The sequence below is a fragment of the Mycolicibacterium thermoresistibile genome, from assembly GCF_900187065.1.
Taxonomy (GTDB): Bacteria; Actinomycetota; Actinomycetes; order Mycobacteriales; family Mycobacteriaceae; genus Mycobacterium; species Mycobacterium thermoresistibile.
On record NZ_LT906483.1, the window covers coordinates 204,794 to 224,474 of the forward strand.

General features: G+C 70.3%; 16 protein-coding genes. 7 read left to right on the forward strand and 9 right to left on the reverse strand.

From position 1 onward, the window contains the following. Positions 1-4: 4 nt before the first annotated feature. Entirely contained in the window at positions 5-1,984 is a 1,980-nt protein-coding gene (locus CKW28_RS00920; protein ID WP_040546242.1) for a M13 family metallopeptidase, read from the reverse strand. Between the two features lie 48 nt (positions 1,985-2,032). Between CKW28_RS00920 and CKW28_RS00925 the strand changes: the two genes are divergently transcribed. After that, entirely contained in the window at positions 2,033-2,659 is a 627-nt protein-coding gene (locus CKW28_RS00925; protein ID WP_040546241.1) for an Rv1363c family protein, read from the forward strand. Further along, on the forward strand, positions 2,656-3,345 hold the full coding sequence (locus tag CKW28_RS00930) for a hypothetical protein (RefSeq protein ID WP_003924510.1): 690 nt from the start codon (positions 2,656-2,658) through the stop codon (positions 3,343-3,345). Before CKW28_RS00925 ends, CKW28_RS00930 begins: the two co-directional genes overlap by 4 nt. 6 nt (positions 3,346-3,351) lie before the next feature. On the opposite strand, the gene CKW28_RS00935 is transcribed toward CKW28_RS00930, so the two are convergent. The 3 genes from CKW28_RS00935 to CKW28_RS00945 all read right to left on the reverse strand — a co-directional run bounded on the left by CKW28_RS00935 (position 3,352) and on the right by CKW28_RS00945 (position 7,568). After that, positions 3,352-3,762, reverse strand: coding sequence for a CoA-binding protein (locus CKW28_RS00935; RefSeq protein WP_003924509.1), 411 nt, complete (start codon positions 3,760-3,762; stop codon positions 3,352-3,354). A gap of 121 nt (positions 3,763-3,883) precedes the next feature. Further along, positions 3,884-4,402: a hypothetical protein gene (locus CKW28_RS00940; RefSeq protein WP_050811914.1), complete on the reverse strand. Its 519-nt coding sequence runs from the start codon at positions 4,400-4,402 to the stop codon at positions 3,884-3,886. 244 nt (positions 4,403-4,646) lie between these two features. Further along, complete coding sequence (locus tag CKW28_RS00945; protein ID WP_003924507.1) at positions 4,647-7,568, reverse strand: MMPL family transporter; 2,922 nt, start codon at positions 7,566-7,568, stop codon at positions 4,647-4,649. Between the two features lie 273 nt (positions 7,569-7,841). Here CKW28_RS00945 and CKW28_RS00950 point away from each other — a divergent pair, with 273 nt between their 5' ends. Continuing rightward, complete coding sequence (locus CKW28_RS00950) at positions 7,842-8,366, forward strand: hemophore (protein ID WP_003924506.1); 525 nt, start codon at positions 7,842-7,844, stop codon at positions 8,364-8,366. Between the two features lie 177 nt (positions 8,367-8,543). Beyond that, positions 8,544-8,930, forward strand: a complete 387-nt coding sequence (locus tag CKW28_RS00955; protein ID WP_003924505.1) for a heme-binding protein — start codon at positions 8,544-8,546, stop codon at positions 8,928-8,930. 102 nt (positions 8,931-9,032) lie between these two features. Here the strand turns inward: CKW28_RS00955 and CKW28_RS00960 are convergent, their stop codons facing one another. After that, the gene (locus tag CKW28_RS00960; protein WP_003924504.1) at positions 9,033-9,422 is read right to left on the reverse strand and encodes a DUF3054 domain-containing protein; all 390 of its coding nucleotides are present in this window, start codon (positions 9,420-9,422) and stop codon (positions 9,033-9,035) included. A gap of 44 nt (positions 9,423-9,466) precedes the next feature. Further along, complete coding sequence (locus CKW28_RS00965) at positions 9,467-10,594, reverse strand: lysylphosphatidylglycerol synthase transmembrane domain-containing protein (RefSeq protein ID WP_003924503.1); 1,128 nt, start codon at positions 10,592-10,594, stop codon at positions 9,467-9,469. 122 nt (positions 10,595-10,716) lie between these two features. On the opposite strand from CKW28_RS00965, the gene CKW28_RS00970 reads away from it, so the two are divergent. Continuing rightward, positions 10,717-11,934, forward strand: coding sequence for an AI-2E family transporter (locus CKW28_RS00970; RefSeq protein WP_050811902.1), 1,218 nt, complete (start codon positions 10,717-10,719; stop codon positions 11,932-11,934). Positions 11,935-11,968: 34 nt separating this feature from the next. Here CKW28_RS00970 and mmpL3 read toward each other — a convergent pair whose 3' ends face one another. From mmpL3 to trmB, 3 genes are read right to left on the reverse strand one after another with little or no spacing between them, the layout of a single operon-like run. Then, entirely contained in the window at positions 11,969-15,076 is a 3,108-nt protein-coding gene (mmpL3, locus tag CKW28_RS00975; RefSeq protein WP_040546240.1) for a trehalose monomycolate exporter MmpL3, read from the reverse strand. Positions 15,077-15,130: 54 nt separating this feature from the next. Continuing rightward, positions 15,131-15,856 (reverse strand): NYN domain-containing protein, encoded by a 726-nt coding sequence (locus tag CKW28_RS00980; RefSeq protein ID WP_003924500.1) that lies wholly within the window; start codon positions 15,854-15,856, stop codon positions 15,131-15,133. 1 nt (position 15,857) lies between these two features. Continuing rightward, complete coding sequence (gene trmB, locus CKW28_RS00985; protein WP_040546239.1) at positions 15,858-16,625, reverse strand: tRNA (guanosine(46)-N7)-methyltransferase TrmB; 768 nt, start codon at positions 16,623-16,625, stop codon at positions 15,858-15,860. Between the two features lie 206 nt (positions 16,626-16,831). On the opposite strand from trmB, the gene CKW28_RS00990 reads away from it, so the two are divergent. After that, positions 16,832-17,812 (forward strand): hypothetical protein, encoded by a 981-nt coding sequence (locus CKW28_RS00990; protein WP_003924498.1) that lies wholly within the window; start codon positions 16,832-16,834, stop codon positions 17,810-17,812. Continuing rightward, entirely contained in the window at positions 17,809-19,512 is a 1,704-nt protein-coding gene (locus CKW28_RS00995; RefSeq protein WP_003924497.1) for a DUF445 domain-containing protein, read from the forward strand. The genes CKW28_RS00990 and CKW28_RS00995 overlap by 4 nt, the downstream gene beginning before the upstream one ends. Positions 19,513-19,681 lie beyond the last annotated feature (169 nt).

A 19,681-nucleotide genomic window follows, 5' to 3' on the forward strand; every position in this document is an offset into this window, starting at 1 on the left:
GAAATCAGTTCCAGATCCGCACGCGACGTTCCGGCTCGAGGTACAGCTCGTCGGACTCGGTGACGCCGAACGCCTCGTAGAACGCGTCGATGTTGCGCACCACCCCGTTGCAGCGGAACTCCGGCGGCGAGTGCGGGTCCACCGCGAGCCGCCGAATCGCCTCCTCCGGGCGGTACTTCGTCCGCCACACCTGCGCCCAGCCGAAGAACACCCGCTGCTCACCGGTCAGCCCGTCGATCACCGGCGCCTCCCGGCCACCCAACGACAGCCGGTAGGCCAGCAACGCGATCGACAGCCCGCCCAGGTCGCCGATGTTCTCCCCGACGGTGAACGCGCCGTTCACCCGGTGCTCACCGGACAGCTCACGGGGCGAGTACGCGTCGTACTGCTCGATCAGCGCCTTCGCCCGGGCCTCGAACTCGGTGCGGTCCTCGTCGGTCCACCAGTCGACGAGGTTGCCGTCGCCGTCGTACTTGGAGCCCTGATCGTCGAAACCGTGCCCGATCTCGTGGCCGATCACCGCGCCGATCCCGCCGTAGTTGGCGGCGTCGTCGGCCTCGGCGTCGAAGAACGGGGGCTGCAGGATCGCCGCCGGGAACACGATCTCGTTCATGCCCGGGTTGTAATAGGCGTTCACCGTCTGCGGGGTCATGAACCACTCGTCGCGGTCCACCGGCCCGCCGAGCTTGGCGATGTCCCGGTCGAACTCCACGGCGTACCCGCGCCGGTAGTTGCCGTACAGGTCGTCGCGGCGGATCTCCAACGCCGAATAGTCCCGCCACTTGGCCGGATAGCCGATCTTCGGGGTGAACTTGTCCAGCTTGGCCAGCGCCTTCTCCCGGGTCTGCGGGGTCATCCAGTCCAGCTGGGAGATGCTGACCCGGTACGCCTCGCGCAGGTTGGCCACCAGTTCGTCCATCCGCGACTTGGCCTCGGGCGGGAAGTGCCGCTCCACATACAGCTTGCCCAGCGCGAACCCCATCAGGTTCTCCACCACCGACACACCCCGCTTCCAGCGTTCCCGGATCTCCTGGGTGCCGCTGAGGGTGCGGCCGTAGAACTCGAAGTCCTCGGCCACCAGCTCATCGGTGAGAAGAAACGCGCGGGCATGGATGACCCGCCAGCGCAGCCACGCCTTCCAGTCCTCCAGATCCGCCGACGACCACAACTCGGCGAACGCGGTCAGATAGTCGGGCTGCCGCGCGACCAGCTCGGCGGCCTGCTCCGGCGTGGTGCCCAGCGCGGTGATCCAGCCGGTCCAGTCGAAGCCGGGCGCCTCGTCGGCGAGGTCGGTGAAGGTGCGCAGGTTGTAGCTCAGCTCGGCGTCACGGCGTTTGACGACGTCCCAGTGCGCGGCGGCCAGTTTGGTCTCCAGCGCCAGGATCCGCTCGGCGGTGTCGCGGTGGTCCCCGTCCCTGTACACCAGCGCGAACATCCGGGCGATGTGGGCGGGATAGGCGGCGAGCACCTCGGCGTGCGCCTCGTCGCGGTAATACGACTCGTCGGGCAGCCCCAACCCGGACTGATTGAGATACAGCAGGTACCGGCTCGAATTCTTGGCGTCGGTGTTGACGTAGGCGCCGGCCCCGCCGCCGACACCGGTGCGCTGAAGCGCGCCCAGCACGGCGGCCAGCTCGGTGCGGTCGGCCGCGGCGTCGATCGTGGCCAGTTCGTCGAGCAACGGTCGCACCCCGAGCCGGTTCACCGTCTGCTCGTCCATGAAGGACGCGTACAGGTCGCCGATTCGCTGCTGATCGGTGCCGGCCGGGGCGCCGGCCTGCGCGGCCTCCTCGATCAGGTCGCGGATCTGCTGCTCGGCGCGATCGTAGAGTTCCCGGAACGCACCGTCGGCCGCACGGTCGGCGGGAATCTCGTGCTCGGCCAGCCAGCGGCCGTTCACATGACCGAACAGATCGTCCTGGGGGCGCACCGCGGGGTCGACGAAACTCAGGTCGACGCCGGATCGAATCGCTTCAACCGTCACTCCCACATGCTGCCAGAAGCCGGCAAGTGCCCAGGTAACCTCACGGCCATGTCCGACGAAGCCACTGCCGAACCGGCCCCGGAGCAACCGGAGGACGACCGCGAGGAGGACCGTGTCCTCTCCGGGTTCGGCATCGCCTCCACGCTGCTGGCGCTGATCGCGGTCGGGGCGGTGGTGCTGGGCGTGATGATCTGGTCCGGCCACACCACCGAGGCCGACGAGCGCCGGCACCAGACCGAGGCGCTGGCGGCCGCCGCCGACTGGACCACGGTGCTGGTGAACATGAACACCGACAACGTCGAGACCAGCCTGCGGCAGTTGCAGGAGGGCACCGTCGGCGCGCTCAACGCCGACTTCGAAGCGGCGATGCAGCCCTACACCCAGTTGGTGCAGAAGCTGCGGTCCCGCACCCGCGGCCAGGTCGAGTCGGTGGCCATCGAATCCGTGCACCGCCAGCTTCCGCCCCTGCCCGGCGCGCCGCCGCCGCGGCAACGGGAGCCGCAGCCCGAACTGGAGGAGGCCGCGTCGCGTACCGACACCGTGATCGTGGTGGCCACCTCGATGACCGAGAACGTCGGCGACACCCCGCCGCAGACCGTCCGGTGGAATCTGCGCCTGGACGTGACCGACGTCGACGGCCGCAAACTGATCAGTCGGCTGGAGACGATCCGATGAGAAATCTGTGGCGGGTCTTCGCGTTCGACCTCGCGGCGCCGGCCGCGGCGATCGCCGGCCTGGTGGGGATCGGCGTGGTGCTCGGCTGGCCGCTCTGGTGGGTGTCGCTGTGTTCGATGCTGTGCCTGCTGATCGTGCAGGGCATGGTGGTCAACTACGTGCTGTACCGGCGCGACGGCGTGACCATGGGCACCGACGACGACGGGCCGGGGCTGCGGCTGGCGGTGGTCGCGGTGGCCACGGCGACGCTGGTGGCCGCGGTGCTCGTCGGGTATGCGCGCTGGACCACCGCCGATCGTGACCTGCGCGCCGACAAGGCCGAGGTGCTCGACATCGCCACCAGGGTCGCCGAGGCGTCGGCGACCTTCACCCCGGCCGACCCCAACGCCCAGATCGAGAAGGCCACCGCGTTGATGACGCCGCAACGCGCCGAGGCCTACCGCCAGGAGTTCACCGCGGTCGCAGAGGACCTGACCAACCGGAACATCTCCGGGCAGGCGCAGACCGTCTCGGCGGGGGTGGAGGCGATCGGCCCGGAGGTGGCCAGCGTGGCGGTGATCATGCGGGGCACCCAGAACGCGCCCGCCCGGCCACCCGACCATGCGGTGCTGGCGCTGCGGGTGGCGCTGGTCAAGACCGACGGCCGCTGGCTGGTCGAGGATGTGCTCCCGATCAACGCACGCTGACCGGCGCTAGCCCATCAAGCGGGCGTATTCGACCTTCAGGCAGCGGTCCATCACGACCTGCAGACCCGCCGCGGCCGCCTCGCGGGCGATCTGCTCATCGGCCAGCCCCAGCTGCAGCCACAGCGTCTTGGCGCCCACCGCGATGGTGTCGTCCAGCACCGGGCGCAGCTGGTCCCTGCGGCGGAACACGTCGACCAGGTCCGGCACCACCGGCAGCGCCGACAGGCTGGGATACACCGGTGTGCCGTCCACCTCGGTGATGGTCGGGTTGACCAGGTAGAGCTCGAAGTGGCTGGCCTCTTTGAGGTATCGCCACACCTCGTAGCTGGCCCGTTCCGGGTTGGCCGAGGCGCCGACGATCGCCACCGTGCGGGTGTCCCGCAGAATCCGCTGCAAATCTTGGGTTTCGGTCATCATTGACTTCCGCAGAGCCGTTCGTTGAATTTTGCGTCCAGGGTTGTGCCGCGATCGAATGAACAGCCCTGTCGGCGAAAACGACGATACGGCGTGCCGACAGCGGGCCCGGTCCGGGGTCGGCTCAGCCGGACCGCTTGGACCGCTGTTCGCGCATCTTGGCGAACCGGTCGGACAGCCGCCGCATCCGGATCATCAACGACGCCGGCGGGCTGACACTGCCGTCCAGATAGGCGGCGAACTCCTCGCCGGTCGCACCGATCCGGGAGGCGAATTCGCGGGCCGCCAGCCCGGACCGGTCCAACAGCAGCCGCACATGCTTGGCGACCTCGGCCCGTTCGCTCTGCTCCAGCGCCTCGCGCGCCCGGGCCAGCACCTCGTTGATCGCCTTGGAGACGCCGTATGGCTGTGCCGTTTCGATCACTTCCTCGACCTGGCGGGCGGTTCTGCCGTAGGGGTCCCGCTTGATCGCGGCCGCGATCTGCCGCCACACCGGCAGGTCGTCGTTCTCCAACGCGGCACGGATCTCCGAGGTGGGCCAGAACTCGACCGGACGGTTGTCGTGGGGCCGGCGGCGCGCCTCGCCGGATTGACCGGACCGGTCGTGACCACCCTGACCGACCCGGCTTTCACCACCGGGCACGGCCCGGCCTTCATGACCCCCCGGCACGGCCCGGGTCTGGCCGGCACCCTGACCGGGGCGTCCTTCACCGGGCCCACCGGTCGGGTTGTTGGGCCCACCGGTCGGGTTGGGCCCGCGGGTCGGGTCGGCGCCACCGGCCCGGCCCTGAGGGGCGCGGAGTTGACCATTGCGGGGTTGGCGGGGTGCGCGGGACTCGCGGCGGGGGCCGTAGCGGTCGGCGGCGCGGTGCAGTTCGGCGGTCATCTCACCTCGCCTCCTCGAGCATGGCTACTGCCACGGACAGGCAGCGCTTCCTGACTTCGTCCCAGTCGGCGACTGCCGACGATTCCGTTTCGCCGTCATCGTCCACATCGGATGGATGCGGATCGGCCAGGCGACGCACCAGTTGGGTGGCCACCCAATGTTGTCTTGGGTACTGCCCACAGTAGTACCGGTCCATCCGGGCCAACACGGCCGCCGCGGTCTCGGCGTCCATGCATTCGACCAGATCGGCGAACTCGGCGTAGTCCCGCGCGCTGTTGCGGCACATGATCAGATAGCCCATCAACCGCACCGTCTCCGCGCCGGTGGGGATCTGCAACCGATCCCCGGTGGGCAGCTGCACCGTGGTGGTCTCCATCGGGCTGCGCCGTTCGACCGGGGCGCCGTCGAGGTCGGCGGCGGTGTGCAGCGCGTCGAGCGCGACCTCCAACCGGTCCAGCCACAGCGTGACCGGATGAACCGCGGGCCTGGTGGCCACCGCGGTGCCGGCCCTGCGGCCGCCGCCACCGGTGCGCACCGGGACGGTGGTGCCGTCGTCGCCGCCCTTGATCCGCGGGCCGAGCGGTTCACCCGACCGCACACACCCACTGAACGCCAACGGGTCGGCCACCGTGATCGTTTCGGGGGCAAGGCTTTTCAGCTTTGCTGCGGATCTGACGACGGACCGCAGCTGCGAGCCCGGCGGCATCAGCGCGGAGATGTCGTCGGGGATGATGACCAGATCGCCGATGTCGGTGTGGGGCAGCGGCTTCTCGAAATCCACCGACGGCAGCAGACGGTCCAGCCACGGCGGCAGCCACCAGTTCCACTTGTCGAACATCGCCATCAACGCCGGCACCAACACCAGCCGGACCACGGTGGCGTCCACCGCGATCGCGACCGCGCACGCCACCCCGAGCTGGGCGACCAGCGGCATGCCGGCGAACGCGAACCCGGTGAACACCGCGATCATGATCAGCGCGGCGCTGGTGATGGTGCGGGCGCTGGTGCTCACCCCGTAGGCGACCGCGTCACGGGTGTCCTGGGTCTGCAGGAACCGCTCCCGTATCCGGGTCAGCAGGAAGATCTCGTAGTCCATCGACAGCCCGAAGGTCAGCGCCAGCACCAGCGGCGGGATCGTGCTGTCCAGCGACGAGATCGGTTCGAAGCCCAGCGGAGCCAGCCAGCCCCACTGGAACACCGCCACCAGGCTGCCGTAGGCCGCGGCCACCGACAGCACCGTCATCAGCACACCCTTGAGCGCCAGCACCGGTGAGCGGATCGCGATGAGCAGCATCACGAACGCGATCACCGCGACGAACACGAACACCAGTGGCTGGGTGGTGGCGACCTCGTCGTCGAAGTCCTTGATCAGCGCGGTCGGGCCGCCGACGTCGGTGCGTGCGCCGTCGCCGGCCGCCGCGGGCAGATGTTCGCGCAGCCAGTCGATGGTGTCGCGGGCCCGCATGTCCTCGGGGTCGACGGACAGCACCGCGGACAGCAGCGCGCTGCTGTCGTCGTCGGCGAACACCGGCGGGGACACCGACACCACGTTCGGCGCCCGGGAGATCTCCTGCCGCACGGCGTCCAACGTGCCCGCGTTGGCCGGTTGTGACGCCGCACCGTCCGGGAACGACACCATCACCCGCACCGGTCCCAGCGCACCCGGACCCAGCGCCTCGGCGGCCGCGTTGACGCCGCCGCGGATCTCGTGCGTCGGCTCGAACTGGCGCTGCATGCTGTTGCCCAGTTCCATCGCCACCGTCGGCGCGGCCATCACCAACAGCACCGCGGACGCGGCCGCGGCCGACACCCACGGCCGGCGCATCACCTGACCGGTCCAACGTGTCCAGAACGGTGACTGGGTGGTCTCCGGCCGGCGGGACCAGTGCAGGTACGACGACCGCCGGGCCGCCGCGCGGCCGAATGTGGCCAGCACCGCCGGGGTGAGGGTGGTCGCCGCCAGCACCGCGACGGCCACCGCCAGCACCGCGCCGGTGGCCATCGACCGCAGCACCGGGGTGTTGATCAGGTACAGCCCGGTGACCGATGCGATCACGGTCAGCCCGGACAACACCACCGCCAGGCCGGATGTCGCCATGGCGGCGTCGGCGGCCTGATCGACGTCGCGGCCGGCGCGCAGCTCCTCCCGGAACCGCATCAGGATGAACAGCGAGTAGTCGATGGCCAGTGCGATACCGAGCATCGACACCGTCGAGGCGACGAACACCGACATGGTGGTCACCAGCGATAGCAGATAGACCACGCCCATCGTCACCACGACGGTGCAGACACCGAGCACCAGCGGCACCGCCGCGGCGGCCAGCGAGCCGAACACCGCCAGCAGGATGATCAGCACGATCGGCAGGTTCCACCGTTCGGCCTGGGCGATGTCGTGTTTGGTCGCCTCGGAGGCGGCCGCGCCCAGTGCGCCCTGGCCGACGACGTAGAGCCGGACCCGGCCGTTGTCGGTCTCACCCGGCCGGTCGCCGTCGATGCCGACCTTCTCCCGCAATTGGTTGCTGACGTCGACCGCGCCGGTGTTGTCGAAGTCGAGCTGCAGGGTCAGCACATACGGCCGGTCCGGCCGCGGCGGCGGTTGCTGTGGATTCGGTTTGATCCGGACGTCGTCGGACACCTCGGCGGCGACCTGCTCGAGAAACGCCACCGCGGCGTTCATGTCCTCGAAGGTGGCGTCGGCGCGCGGGGCGGCGACCAGCGCCAGGGGGGACGCGCCCTCGTCGGGGAAGTGGTCCTCGAGTTCGTGTTGGACCCGTAACGACTGGGAGCCGGCAACCTCGAAGCCACCGCCGGTGAGCTGTCCGGTGCCGCTGAGTGCCAGCCAGATCGAGGGCAGCAGGAGCAGCACCCATCCCGAGAAAACCGCCCAGCGGTAGCGCCGCAGGGCGTTACTCAGGCGCATCATGAACTGCTGGATAGCGAACTCCCGTCCTGCCCGGCGTTGCGTTACGGAGCCTACCGCAGCATGAGGTAGGCTTCCCGGCCCTCAGATCGCCCGGACCGGCGCAGACGTTACCCCGATCCGGTGAAACTGGCCTGTGGTCGACGGGAATGGCACTATGGCCCGGTGGTCGTCCCGGACGGCCGCGCGAGTCGGGGATCAACTACAGCCGGAATCTGTCACTGATCGCAGATGCTCGCGGGCCGGGGTGCGGCTCGCGAGCCGTGAGGAGCACCTATGCCGCCGACCCGCCCGGAATCCACTGTTCTGCGTCGCGGGCTGTTCACCGCCTTCGCCGTCACCACTGCCGGAGCGGCGACGGTGATCGGCCTCGCACTGACCGCCGGTCCCGCGGCCACCGCCGCGCCGGACCCCTGCGCCGCCAGCGAGGTCGCCAAGACCATCGGCAGGGTCGCCAACTCGACCGGCCAGTACCTGGAGGAGAACCCCGAGACCAATCAGGCGCTGACCACGATCTCCAAACAGCAGGCCGGACCACAGTCGCTGGGCACGCTCAAGGCGTACTTCGACGCCAATCCGGAGGTCGCCGAGGACATGCAGCGGCTGCAGCAGCCGCTGGCGACGCTGTCCTCCCGGTGCAAGCTGCCGATCACGGTGCCCCAGTTGATGGGCCTCATGCAGGCCGCCCAGGGCCAGGCCGGCCCGGGGCTGCCGGGCGGCCTGCCGGGCGCGCAGAATGTGTCGGTGCCGGTGACGGGCCCCGGACCGCTGCCGGGGCCGTCGCCGCGGGCCATCCGCTGACGGGCCTCCCGCGATCCGGCCCCGGACCTCGGCCGGCGAACGGTCACGGATTTGCCGGGGTTTTTTACGCCGGGGCCGGTCCTTCGGCGAGAAGAACTCCCGAACTTCTGCTTAGCTAGGCTGTGGCGGGTAACCGCCGGTGGTTACCGTCTTCCATATCGGATGAAGGAGCTTCATATGGTGCTCTCGGCCCGTACCGTGCGACGCGCGGTAGCCGGCACGATCGGAGCCGGCGCAATTGCCGGTGCCACGCTGTTCAGTTCGATCCCGTTCGCGTTCGCCGATCCCGAACCCGAGCCGCCGGGCTGCACCGCGGCGGACCTGGCCGGTGTGGCGGCGGGTGTGTCGGCTGCGACCTCGGCGTACCTGTTCACCCATCCCGAGGTGAACGACTTCTTCACCGGCCTGGAGGGCCAGCATCGTGCGGATGTCCGTGACACGGTCGCCGAGTACCTGGACGCCAACCCCCAGGTGAAGGCCGAGCTGACGCACATCCGCCAGCCGCTGGTGGACATCAAGAACCGTTGCGGCGGTCCGGATCTGGCGACCGACGACATTCCGTAACCACCAGAGCCCCGGTTCGGCAGGTCGGGCGCGCCCGACAGCGGGTCCGGCCTGCCGAAGCTGATCTCCCCGTACCGCCGGTCCGGCCGGACCGGTCGAGTCTCAGCCGTCGCCTCGGCGCCGCGCCACCACGGCGGCGACACCGCGCCAGCCGAGCAGCAGCGCGCCGGTCACCAGCGACGCCACCACGATGAAACTCGGTGCGATGCCGCGGGAGGTCGCAGCCCGCAACAGCATCCCGACCACGATGGTGGCGGCCCACACCGCCACCCCGGTGGGCGCCAGGGTCAGCGGCCGGCGCCAGGCCCGCACCAGCAGCCAGCCCACCAGCGTGCCCACCAGAAACGGCCAGGCGGTGGTCGCGATTCCGGTTGCGGTGAGCCCCTCGGCGTGGCTGCGCCGCCCGAGCGCCGCGAACACCACCACGCACACCAGATCGGCCGCCAACGCCGTGCCGGCCGCCCGCGCCGGCAGCCGACTGTCCACAGTCATGCCCTACCCACATCCAATCCCATTGCCGTAAGCCGGATTTGAGTCTAGCTGTCGGGTTCGTGCCGGACTTCGGGGTCCGGGCTGAACACCGGCGCGACCCGCTCGGATTCCATGCCCGCGTCGGGGTCGATGTCCTTCTCGGTGCGGAACATGAAGAAGAACACCACCCAGCCGATGGCGGCCAGGAAAACCCAGCTGATCAGCCGGTAGACCAGCATCGCCGAGATGGCGCCGGCCAACGTCATCCCGCTCGACACCAGACCCGGCACCAGCACCGCCTCCACCACCAGCAGCCCGCCCGGCATCAGCGGGATGGTGCCGACCGCGCGGGCGGCCGCGTAGGCGACGGTGACCCCGGCCAGGGACGGGCTGCCGCCGGCGGCGTAACAGGCGAATGCCAGGCAGGCCACATCGGCGACCCAGTTGAACAGCGACCAGCTGAACGCGTTGGACAGGTCGCGGCGGCCCAGGTTCACCGACTTGAGCTGGCTGAGCAGCTCCCGCCACTTGTCCAGCCCGGTGGTCGCCGGTTTCCCGCGCAGCGCGTTGAACCGGGTCAACAGCCGCACCCCGATACCGTCGATCAGTTCGGGCCGGCTCGCGACCGCCTGGGCGAGCACCAGCAGCGCCAGGAACCCGCCCAGGGTGAAGATCAGCGACAGCGGATTCTTGCTGGCGCCCAGCAGCACCGCGCCGCCCAGCCCGAGCAGCGCCAGGCCCACCCCCTGCAACACCCCTGACATCACCAGCTGCCAGGACGCGATCAGCGGGGTGGCGCCCCAGATCCGCTGCTGCCGGTACAGGAATGTGGTCGCGATGACCGGCCCGCCCGGCATCGTCGTCGACAGCGCGTTGCCCGCGTAATAGGCGGCCTCGGACCGCCATTGCCGGATCTTCACGCCGGCGGAGCGCAGCAGGGTGCGCTGGATCTGCGCGAAGCTGTGGATGGAGGCCAACGCGGCCAGCGCCGCGGCGAACACCCACCAGTAGTTGGCGGCGGTCAGGCTGTGCCACGCCTTGGCGAGCTGATCCCAGACCAGCACCACCTCGACGGTGAGCACGGTGACCGCGACGGCGATCACCGCCCAGCGCAACCACCAGTACCTGCCCCGGGCGCGCCGCTGCGGTCCCAGCTGGCTGGGCGCCTCCGTGGCCGGCGCGTCATGCGACACGCCCTACAGGGTAGCCGCGGCCCTACCAGGGACATTGCCGCGTCGGCGGCCCGTGCCGAACTCGTTACCGAAGCGTGTGCAGGGTCCGGTCCGCAGGCCGCGGGCGGTTTACGCTTACCCGCATGCCTGCGGTCCTCTCAGCCGATGACGAAGCCGTCGCACCGTTGGTGCGCAAGACAGCCGCCTGGGCGTGGCGCCTGCTGGTGATCGGGGCGGCCGGCGTCGGCCTGCTGTGGGTGATCGCCCGCCTGCAACTCATCGTGGTGCCGGTGCTGCTGGCCACCATCCTGGCGGCGCTGCTGCTGCCGGCGGTCGACTTCCTGCACCGGCGCGGCGCGCCGCGCGCGGGCGCGGTGGCGCTGGTGCTGCTCAGCGGGCTCGCGGTGGTGGGCGGTGTGCTCACCTTCGTGATCGCCCAGTTCATCAACGGCGCCCCGGATCTCGCCGCGCAGGTCGAGCGCAGCATCATCGGCGTGCAGGACTGGCTGATCGAGGGCCCGTTCAAGCTGAGCCGCGATCAGATCGATCAGGCCGGCACCGCCGCGATCGAGGCGCTCCGGAACAACCAGGAGCGGTTGACCAGCGGGGCGCTGTCGACCGCCACCACCATCACCGAGATCCTGGCCGGCGCCGTGCTGGCGCTGTTCACGCTGATCTTCCTGCTGCACGGCGGCCGGAACATCTTCGCGTTCATCACGCTGCCGTTCCCGCCGGAGGTGCGCGAGCGGGTCCGCGATGCCGGCCGGGCCGGATTCCGCTCGCTGGTCGGCTTCGTGCGCGCCACCTTCGCCGTCGCCCTGGTCGACGCGATCGGCATCGGCGCCGGCCTGGCGATCCTGGGGGTGCCGCTGGCGCTGCCGTTGGCCTCGTTGGTGTTCCTCGGCGCGTTCATCCCGCTGATCGGGGCGTTCGTCACCGGATTCCTCGCGGTGGTGGTGGCCCTGATCGCGAAGGGCTTCATCTACGCGCTGATCACCCTGGGGTTGATCGTCGCGGTGCAGCAGTTGGAAGGCCATGTGCTCCAACCGCTGATCATGGGCTACGCGGTGCGCATCCATCCGCTGGCCATCGTGTTGGCCATCGGCGCCGGTGGCGTGCTGGCCGGGATCATCGGCGCGCTGCTGGCCGTGCCGATCATGGCGTTCGTCAACAGCGCGGGCCGGGTGCTGCTGGCACCCGATCCGGCACGGGAGGAAGCCGAGCTGGAGGCCGAGGAGGGACCGCTCATAGGCGCCGAACCCGACCCGGTGGATGATGCCGAACCGGTCCCGGCGGGGGATGCCGAACCGGCCCCGGCGGGGGATGCCGAACCCGATCCGCCCGAGCGGGCCGGGGACTGACGCCCGCCCGCGGGCTGGAGCCGGGCCGACCGGGCTAGAGCCGGCCCTCCCGGCGCAGCAGATCCTGCGCGCTCAGCCCGCCGCCGCGGCGCGGCCGGTTCTTCTCCGGCTTCTCGGGGGTGTCGAGCTTCTCGGTGCGTTCATCGCCGCCCGGCTGGTCGGACTTCGGCTGCTGCCCCTCGGGGGACCGGCCCGCCGGCGGGGTGGACAACGCGGTGGTGGCGTCCTCGACATCAGAGCTGCCGGGCCGGCCACCGGCCGGGATCGCCGTCGTGGGGGCGTCGTCCCCGGCCCGCTGCGCCGGGGGAGGACCGCTCGGCGGCGCGGGGCGGGGCCCCTGCTGGCGCATCGCGCGGGTGGCATCGGCCGACGGCTGACCACCCGACGGCTGACGACCCCCGGCCGGGCCTGCGGCCGAACCCCCGGCGCCGCCACGCAGTTCGCCCAGCCAGGACTCGATCTCCCGTTCCTCGCGGGGCTTCTGCGGCGGCCGTGCCGGTGACGGCGGATGCGACGGCGGCGGGGTGGCGCCCGACCGGCCACGCTGAATCCGCCCGGTCGCCGCAGCGGCGTTGTTCACCGCGTTGCGGACCGCGTTCTTGGCCATGGACAGCCGCGTCGTCGCCGGTTCGGACGGCTGCTGCTGCGGAGGCGGCGGACCACCCGGCGTCGGCATCCGCGTCGTTCCGGCCACCGACGGGCCGCCGGCCCGTTGCGGCGGTATCCGTCTCGGCCCCGGACGCACCGGCGTCACCGGCCGCGGATGGGTCGGATCGTGTGGCGGGCGCGGCCGCGGGGGCACCGGCGCGCCGGCGCCCACCAGCGCCTGCTCGTCACCGGGCTCGGCGAAGGCGGGCCGCTTGCGCTCGTCGGGCAGCTCGGTCTCACCCAGGCCGAGCTTGTCCTGGATGCGCTTCATCCACAGCGGCGCCCACCAGCAGTCGTCGCCGAGCAGCTTCATCACCGACGGCACCAGGAACATCCGGACGATCGTCGCGTCCAGCAACAACGCGATCAGCAGCCCGAACGCCAGGTACTTCATCATCACCAGGTCGGAGAACACGAACGCGCCCGCGACCACGGCCAGCACCAGCGCGGCCGCGGTGATCAACCGCCCGGTGGTGGCGGTGCCGATCCGGATCGCCTCCGCGGTGGACATGCCCCGCTCCCGGGCCTCGACCATGCGGGCCACCAGGAACACCTCGTAGTCGGTGGACAGACCGTAGATCACCGCGATGATCAGCCCGATCATCGGCGCCATCAGGGGCTGCGGGGTGAAGTTCAGCAGCCCGGAGCCGTGCCCCTCGACGAACATGAACGTCAGCACGCCCATGGTGGAGCCCAGCGTCAGCGCGCTCATCAGCGCGGCCTTGATCGGCAACACCAGCGAGCCGAACGCCAGGAACATCAGGATCGTGGTGGTGGTGATCAGCAGCACCACCATCAACGGCAGCCGGTGGAACAAGCTGCGGATGCTGTCCTGCTCCAGCGCCGGGGTGCCGCCGACCAGCACCTCCACCCCGTGTGGCGGGGTGAGCGCCCGCAGCTCGTCGATCTTCTTCGCCGCGTCGTTGCGTTCGACCAGGCCGTTCTGCAGCACCCGCACCGACGGGTCACCGCTGCCCTCCTCGGTGGCGCTGCGTTCCTGCCACATGTTGGCCGGATCGTTGTCGTCGACGGTGAACCCGGACAACGTCATCGCCTTGGCCCGCATCTCGGCGATCTGCTGATCGGTGATCGGCTCACCGTTGGTGCTGCGCATCACCAGCGTCAGCGGTTCGGTGCGGAAGGTCGGGAAGTCGCGGTCGAAATGCTCCTGTGCCTGGCGCACCGAATTGTTCGGCGGCAGATACTTTTCGCTGATCCCGCCGAGGGACAACTGCCCGATCGGGATGATCATCAAGATCATCAGGATCAGGATCGGCACCATGAAGGTGACCGGCCGCTTCATCACGACGTTGACAAGCTTGCCCCAGAAACCCCGCTCCACCTCTGCGCGGGTCTTGGTCTTCTGGGTCTTCTCGGCGAACCAGTCGATGATGCGCCGGGAGAACGGCCAGTCCCGCAGGAACGGCACCCGCAACAGCGTCCGCACCCCGAGCGCGTCCACATTGGGCCCCAGGATGCCCAGGATCGCGGCCAGCACCGTGATCGACAGGATCGACGACAGCATGACCGACGCGATGATCGCGTAGGTGATCGACTTCAGGAAGCCCTGCGGGAACAGCAGCAGCGGCAGCGCCGACGCCACGATGATCACCGCGGAGAAGATCACCGTCCGGCCCGAGGTCATCACCGACCGGCGCACCGCCTGTTCGGTGTCATAGCCCTCGGCCAGCTCCTCCCGGAACCGGCTGACGATGAACAGGCCGTAGTCGATCGCGATGCCCAGACCGATCAGCGTCACCACCGGTTGGGCGAAGAAGTGCACCGGCCCGAACTCGGCCACCAGCCGCATGATGCCCAGCGCGCCGGCGATGGACAGCCCGCCGATCAGCGCCGGCAGCAGCGCCGCGACCACACCGCCGAACACGAAGAACAGCAGCACCGCGACCAGCGGGATCGCGGCCACCTCGGCGCGCCGCTGGTCCACCGCGATGGTCCCGGTCAGCTCGCTGGCCAGCGGGTTGAGCCCGGCCAGTTCGATGTTGCCGTCGTTGAGCGAGCGCAGATCCGGCTCGATGGCCTGATAGTTCAGCAGGATCTCGTCGTCGTCGTCACCCTTGAGCGGGATGCTGATGAAGGTCTGGGAGTAGTCCTCCGAGCGCATCCGCTGGACGACCTCGTTGTCGACGTCGGGGGCCTTGAGCCAGCCGACCCAGTCGACGATCCGGTCGGATTCGGCTTCGACGAGGCCGTCGAGCTCCTCGATGGTCCGATCCATCCATTCCGGATCGTTGACCTTCTTGCCCTCCGGCGGGGTGAGGATCGCCACCACATGGCTGGCCCGGTCACGTCCGTACACCTCGTCGGCGAGCACCGACGCCGCCACCGATTCGCTGCCCTCGTCATAGAATCCGCTCTGGGTGACGTGGTCTCCCAGGCTGATCCCGTACACGCCGCCACCCAGGCACAGTGCGACCATGACACCGATAACGATGTATCGGTATCGGTACACCATCCGACCCCACCAGGCGAACACGTAAGCTCCTAACTGCTCTTGGTTCTTCGCAACCCGCGCATCTCTGCAGTTTTTCTAAACGCGCGATGTCAGGAGCGAGGACAGCGGCCGGAACGGCTGCAGCCAGGCACCCTCTTCGGGCAGCGAATCGAGCCCGATCCGTGGCAGCGGCTCCCGGAAGACACCAGGGATGTCCTCCAGGTCGACAAATTCCAAGGTATCCGACGCTAACGCCCAACTGGCATGTTCGCGAAATCCGAGAACGTAAACCGGAATGCCGGTGTCGGCGATCTCCTCCAGCGGCCGGCGGAACGCCTGACCATCCGCCGAGGCGACCAGCAACCCGGCCAGCCCCTCCCGTTGCCGGAGCTCGATGTGCCGGAGCATGTCGCCGTCGACGTCGCTGTCCTCGTCGATCTTGGGTTTGGCGAACACCGCGAACCCGACATTGCGCAACGCCTCCACCCACGGCCGCACCACATCGGCGCTGCCGGGCGCGATGTTGGTGAACACGGTGGCTTCCGGCTCCAGCGATACGCCCTGGTCAGGCCCCGCTTCCCGGGACAGGTCGGCGGTGCGGGCCAGCAGCCAGCGGCCCAGCGCGTCGAACCGGGGCCGATGCGCGGCCGTCGGGCGGCCACCGAGGATCGAGCCCAGTCCCATGTCGAGGTTCGGCGCATCCCACACCAGCAGCACCCGCCGGACCGTCACGGTCGCCGGCTCGGTGTGGGGGGCCTCCACCTCGGCGGTGAACTCGGCCCCGATCTCGTCGATGTCTTCGGTGTCGTCGGTCACGCTCATGTCAGGCCTTTCTGCTCCACAGCAGGTCGGCGACGGCCCGGTTGGCCTCCCGGGCTTTTCCTTCATACTTGGTGACCGGCCGGCGCACCGAGATGGGGAGCGCGCTCAGATCCCCGGTCACCCGCTCCAGCCGTGGTTCGGCGTCCCCGGTCTCGGCGATGAACTCGGCGTAGCCGGCGTGGTCGGTCGCCACGTGCAGCACACCGCCGGGTTTCAGCCGGTCGGCGATCAACGCCACCGTGGCCGGCTGCAACAGCCGGCGCTTGTGGTGGCGGGCCTTGGGCCACGGATCCGGGAAGAACACCCGCACCCCGATCAGCGACTCCGGTCCGAGCAGGTGCTCGAGCACGTCGACCCCGTCACCGCGGATCAACCGGATGTTGCTCACCCCGGCCCGGTCGATCGCGCTGAGCAGTTGCGCCAGGCCACGTTTGTAGACCTCGACGGCGATGAAGTCGAGATGCGGCTCCTGCTGGGCCATGGCCAGCGTCGACACCCCCGAACCGCAGCCGATCTCCAACACGACCGGCGCGGACCGGCCGAACCACTCCTCGAGGTCCAGCCGCGGCGCCGGGCGTCCGTCGGCGTCCCGCGCTTGGCGGCCCAGCACCGGCCACAGCCGTTCCCAGGTCTCCTGCTGGCCTCGGGACAGCGTCGTCCGGCGGGTGCGGAAACTCGTCACACGACGGTGCAGATGCGATACGCCCGGGGAGTCCGTTACGCCGGCAGCCTCGATTCTGCGCGTATGCATCCGTCCATGGTGTCTCATTGCAGCTGGTGTACCCGCATCGCGGTGCGGATTGATATCCAACAGTTGTCTTGAGTCAATACTGCCGACCGGCGGCGACGCCGTGCTGAACAACTGTGTTCGGGGTTTTGGGGCAGATGTGAGGATCAGTGATAGGACATTGGTCACCACCTGCATGAGATGGAGAGAGGCCGCACATTTCTGTCCGGGATGATTTCGTCGACGAGTTGATCCGGTTCGCCGAGCGGACCGGTGACGCCGCGGTGCCGGCGATCATCGACCGGCTCACCGCCCCGGTGACCGTGGCGGTCCGGGGGCGGGCCGGGGTGGGACGTCGCACCGTCGCCGGCGCGCTGTCCGCGGCAGGGGTGCCGGTCACCGCCGATGCCGCCGACGTCACCGTGCTGGTGACAGCCGAAACACTGAAACCCGAGGACCGCGCCGTGCTCGCCGGCCTCGACGGCCCCGCGCTGGTGGTGCTGAACAAGGCCGACCGCACCGGGTGGGGCGGCGCCGGGCCGATCGATCAGGCCCGCCGCCGGGCCGGCGAGCTGCAGACCCTGACCGGGGTGCCGACCGTTCCGCTGGTCGGACTGCTCGCCGCGGTGCGGTTGGACGCCGGGCTGACCACCGCGCTGCAGGTGTTGGCCCGGGAGACGTCCGACATCCGGACCTTCTCGTCGACCGACGCGTTCCTGACCGGCGGGCATCCGCCGGCCGCCGAGACCCGGGCCAGGCTGCTGCGCACGCTGGACCGGTTCGGCATCGCCTGCGCCGTGCTCGCACTGAGCGGCGGCGCCGACCCCGCCGCCCTGCCCGGGGTGCTGCGCCGGGTGAGCGGCCTCGACGAGGTGCTGCACCGGCTGCACACGGTGGCCGCCCCGGTGCGCTACCGGCGGATCCGGGCCGCCGTCGCCGATCTGCAGGCCGCCGCGGTGCGCCGCGACGACACCCGGTTGGCGCGGCTCCTCACCGGTGACGCGGTGGTGCTGGCGACGATGAGGGCCGCCGAGGAGGTGATGCGGGCGGCCGGGCTGGCGACGCCCGACGGCGCCGACCGGGCCGCCCGGCTGCGCCGGGCCGTGCACTGGCACCGCTACAGCAGGGGGCCGGTCGGTCCGCTGCACCGCGCCTGCGCCCGGGACATCTGCCGCGGATCGCTGCGCCTCGCCGGTGCCCGTGCCGGTGTCGGAAGCCCGGACTCATGACCGATCCGATCGCGGCGGCGGACGCGGTGGTGGCGGCGGTCGAGCCGGGGTTGCAGCCACCCGGGGTGCAGATCCGGGACGCCGTGCTGGTTACCGGCCCCTGGCTGGCCGGCACCACCAGCGTGCTGACCGCGCTGCAGGAACGGCTGCCGGACCACACCTTCGTCGAGGCCGAGGCGCTGTCCGCCGCCGAAGCGCCGTCGGCGGTGCTGTTCGTCGTGTCGGCGGCCGCGCCGATCACCGAATCCGATTGCGCCCTGCTCGAATTGGCTGCCCACTACACCGATCTGGTGATCGGGGTGGTGTCGAAGATCGATGCCCACCAGGACTGGCGGGAGGTGCTGGAGACGAACCGGGCCACCGTCGCCGGGCGGTCACCCCGCTTCGCGCGGATGGCGTGGGTGGGCGTCGCGGCGGCCCCCGACCTGGGCGAGCCGATCCTCGACGACCTCGTCGAGTTGCTCAGCGAGCGCCTCGCCGATCCGGACGTGCAGCGACGGAACCGGCTGCGCGCCTGGGAGGCCCGGCTCGGCGCGGTGATCGCCCGGCATGAGGCCGACGCCGCCGGGGAGGACCGGCGGGCCCGGGTGCAGGCGCTGCACGCCCGACGCGACGAGATCCTGCGGGAACGCCGGATGGCGAAATCCGAACGCACCATCGCCCTGCGCAGCCAGCTCCAGCAGGCCCGGGTGCAGTTGGCGTACTTCGCCCGTAACCGCTGCACCTCGGTGCGGGCCGAATGGCAGGAGGACGTCGCCGAGTTCAACCACCTGCCGTGGCCGTCGGCCCGGCGGCGCCGGCTCATCGAGTTCGAGTTCTACGTGCGCAGCCGCGCCGGCGAGGTGGTCAACGAGGTCGACGACGGCATCACCACCCACCTGCGGGACATGGCGCGGGAGCTCGACCTGCCCGCACCCGCCGAGGCCGGGGAACCGGCGGGCCCGGAGCTCCCCGGTCCGCCGCTGCGCTCCCGGCAGCTGGAGAACCGGTTGATGATGCTGCTCGGCGCCGGTTTCGGTGTCGGGGTGGCCGCCGCGGCGAGCCGGCTGTTCAGCGGGCTGTCTCCGACGTTGACGGCGGCCGGCATGGTGGTCGGCGGGCTGGTCGCGCTGGCCGTGACGGTGTGGATGGTCGGGCTGCGCAATGTGCTGCAGGAACGCGCGGTGCTGGACCGCTGGGTCGGCGAGGTGGCGGCCGCGCTGCGTTCGACGGTGGAGGAGCTCGTCGCCACCCGGGTGCTGGCCGCCGAACGGGAGCTGACCGCCGAGCTGGCGAACCGTGAGGAGGAGGAAGGTGCGGCGGCGGCCGCGCAGATCGCCGAGATCGACGCCGAACTGCGTGAACACGCCACCGCCCGGGCCCGAGCCGCCGCGATCCGCGATTCCCGGGTGCCGATCCTGCAGGCCGCGCTGGACGCCGTGCGGGCCGAACTGTACGGGCCCGACGGTAGCGAACCCGAGACCGAAGAGCCTGAAGAGACCGGCGAGCCTGGAGAGGCTGCCGAGGTCGATGAGACCGACGGGCCTGCCGAGGTCGATGAGACCGGGGTCACCGAGGGGGTCACCGAGGAGGGCACCGAGGGGGTCACCGAGGTCACCGACGCGGGCACCGGGGACGGCGAGGCCGAACCCCCCGCTGAGCCCGACATCGCCGAACCGGACGCCGAGGAGCGGGAAAACGGCCCGCAAACACAAGTCTGACACCCGTCGAGGCCGGGCCGGGGCCGTTCAGGCAGTCCCGACGCCACCAGAATGTGTCGGCCACGTTAACCTCTAGGAATAAACCTCACTGAATAAGGGACGAACCGCACTCCACCCCTCGGGGCAGGCCGGGCGGCATGCGCCCCGCGTCCTCCGACGAACACAACGC

Bases quoted from the DNA above. Each gene is read 5' to 3' on its own strand.
- CKW28_RS00980 (WP_003924500.1), bottom strand. From the start codon at position 15,856: ATGAGCGTGACCGACGACACCGAAGACATCGACGAGATCGGGGCCGAG.
- CKW28_RS00925 (WP_040546241.1), top strand. From the start codon at position 2,033: ATGTCCGACGAAGCCACTGCCGAACCGGCCCCGGAGCAACCGGAGGAC.
- trmB (WP_040546239.1), bottom strand. From the start codon at position 16,625: ATGAGACACCATGGACGGATGCATACGCGCAGAATCGAGGCTGCCGGC.
- CKW28_RS00945 (WP_003924507.1), bottom strand. From the start codon at position 7,568: ATGATGCGCCTGAGTAACGCCCTGCGGCGCTACCGCTGGGCGGTTTTC.
- CKW28_RS00935 (WP_003924509.1), bottom strand. From the start codon at position 3,762: ATGATGACCGAAACCCAAGATTTGCAGCGGATTCTGCGGGACACCCGC.
- CKW28_RS00950 (WP_003924506.1), top strand. From the start codon at position 7,842: ATGCCGCCGACCCGCCCGGAATCCACTGTTCTGCGTCGCGGGCTGTTC.
- CKW28_RS00960 (WP_003924504.1), bottom strand. From the start codon at position 9,422: ATGACTGTGGACAGTCGGCTGCCGGCGCGGGCGGCCGGCACGGCGTTG.
- CKW28_RS00970 (WP_050811902.1), top strand. From the start codon at position 10,717: ATGCCTGCGGTCCTCTCAGCCGATGACGAAGCCGTCGCACCGTTGGTG.
- CKW28_RS00930 (WP_003924510.1), top strand. From the start codon at position 2,656: ATGAGAAATCTGTGGCGGGTCTTCGCGTTCGACCTCGCGGCGCCGGCC.
- CKW28_RS00955 (WP_003924505.1), top strand. From the start codon at position 8,544: ATGGTGCTCTCGGCCCGTACCGTGCGACGCGCGGTAGCCGGCACGATC.
- CKW28_RS00995 (WP_003924497.1), top strand. From the start codon at position 17,809: ATGACCGATCCGATCGCGGCGGCGGACGCGGTGGTGGCGGCGGTCGAG.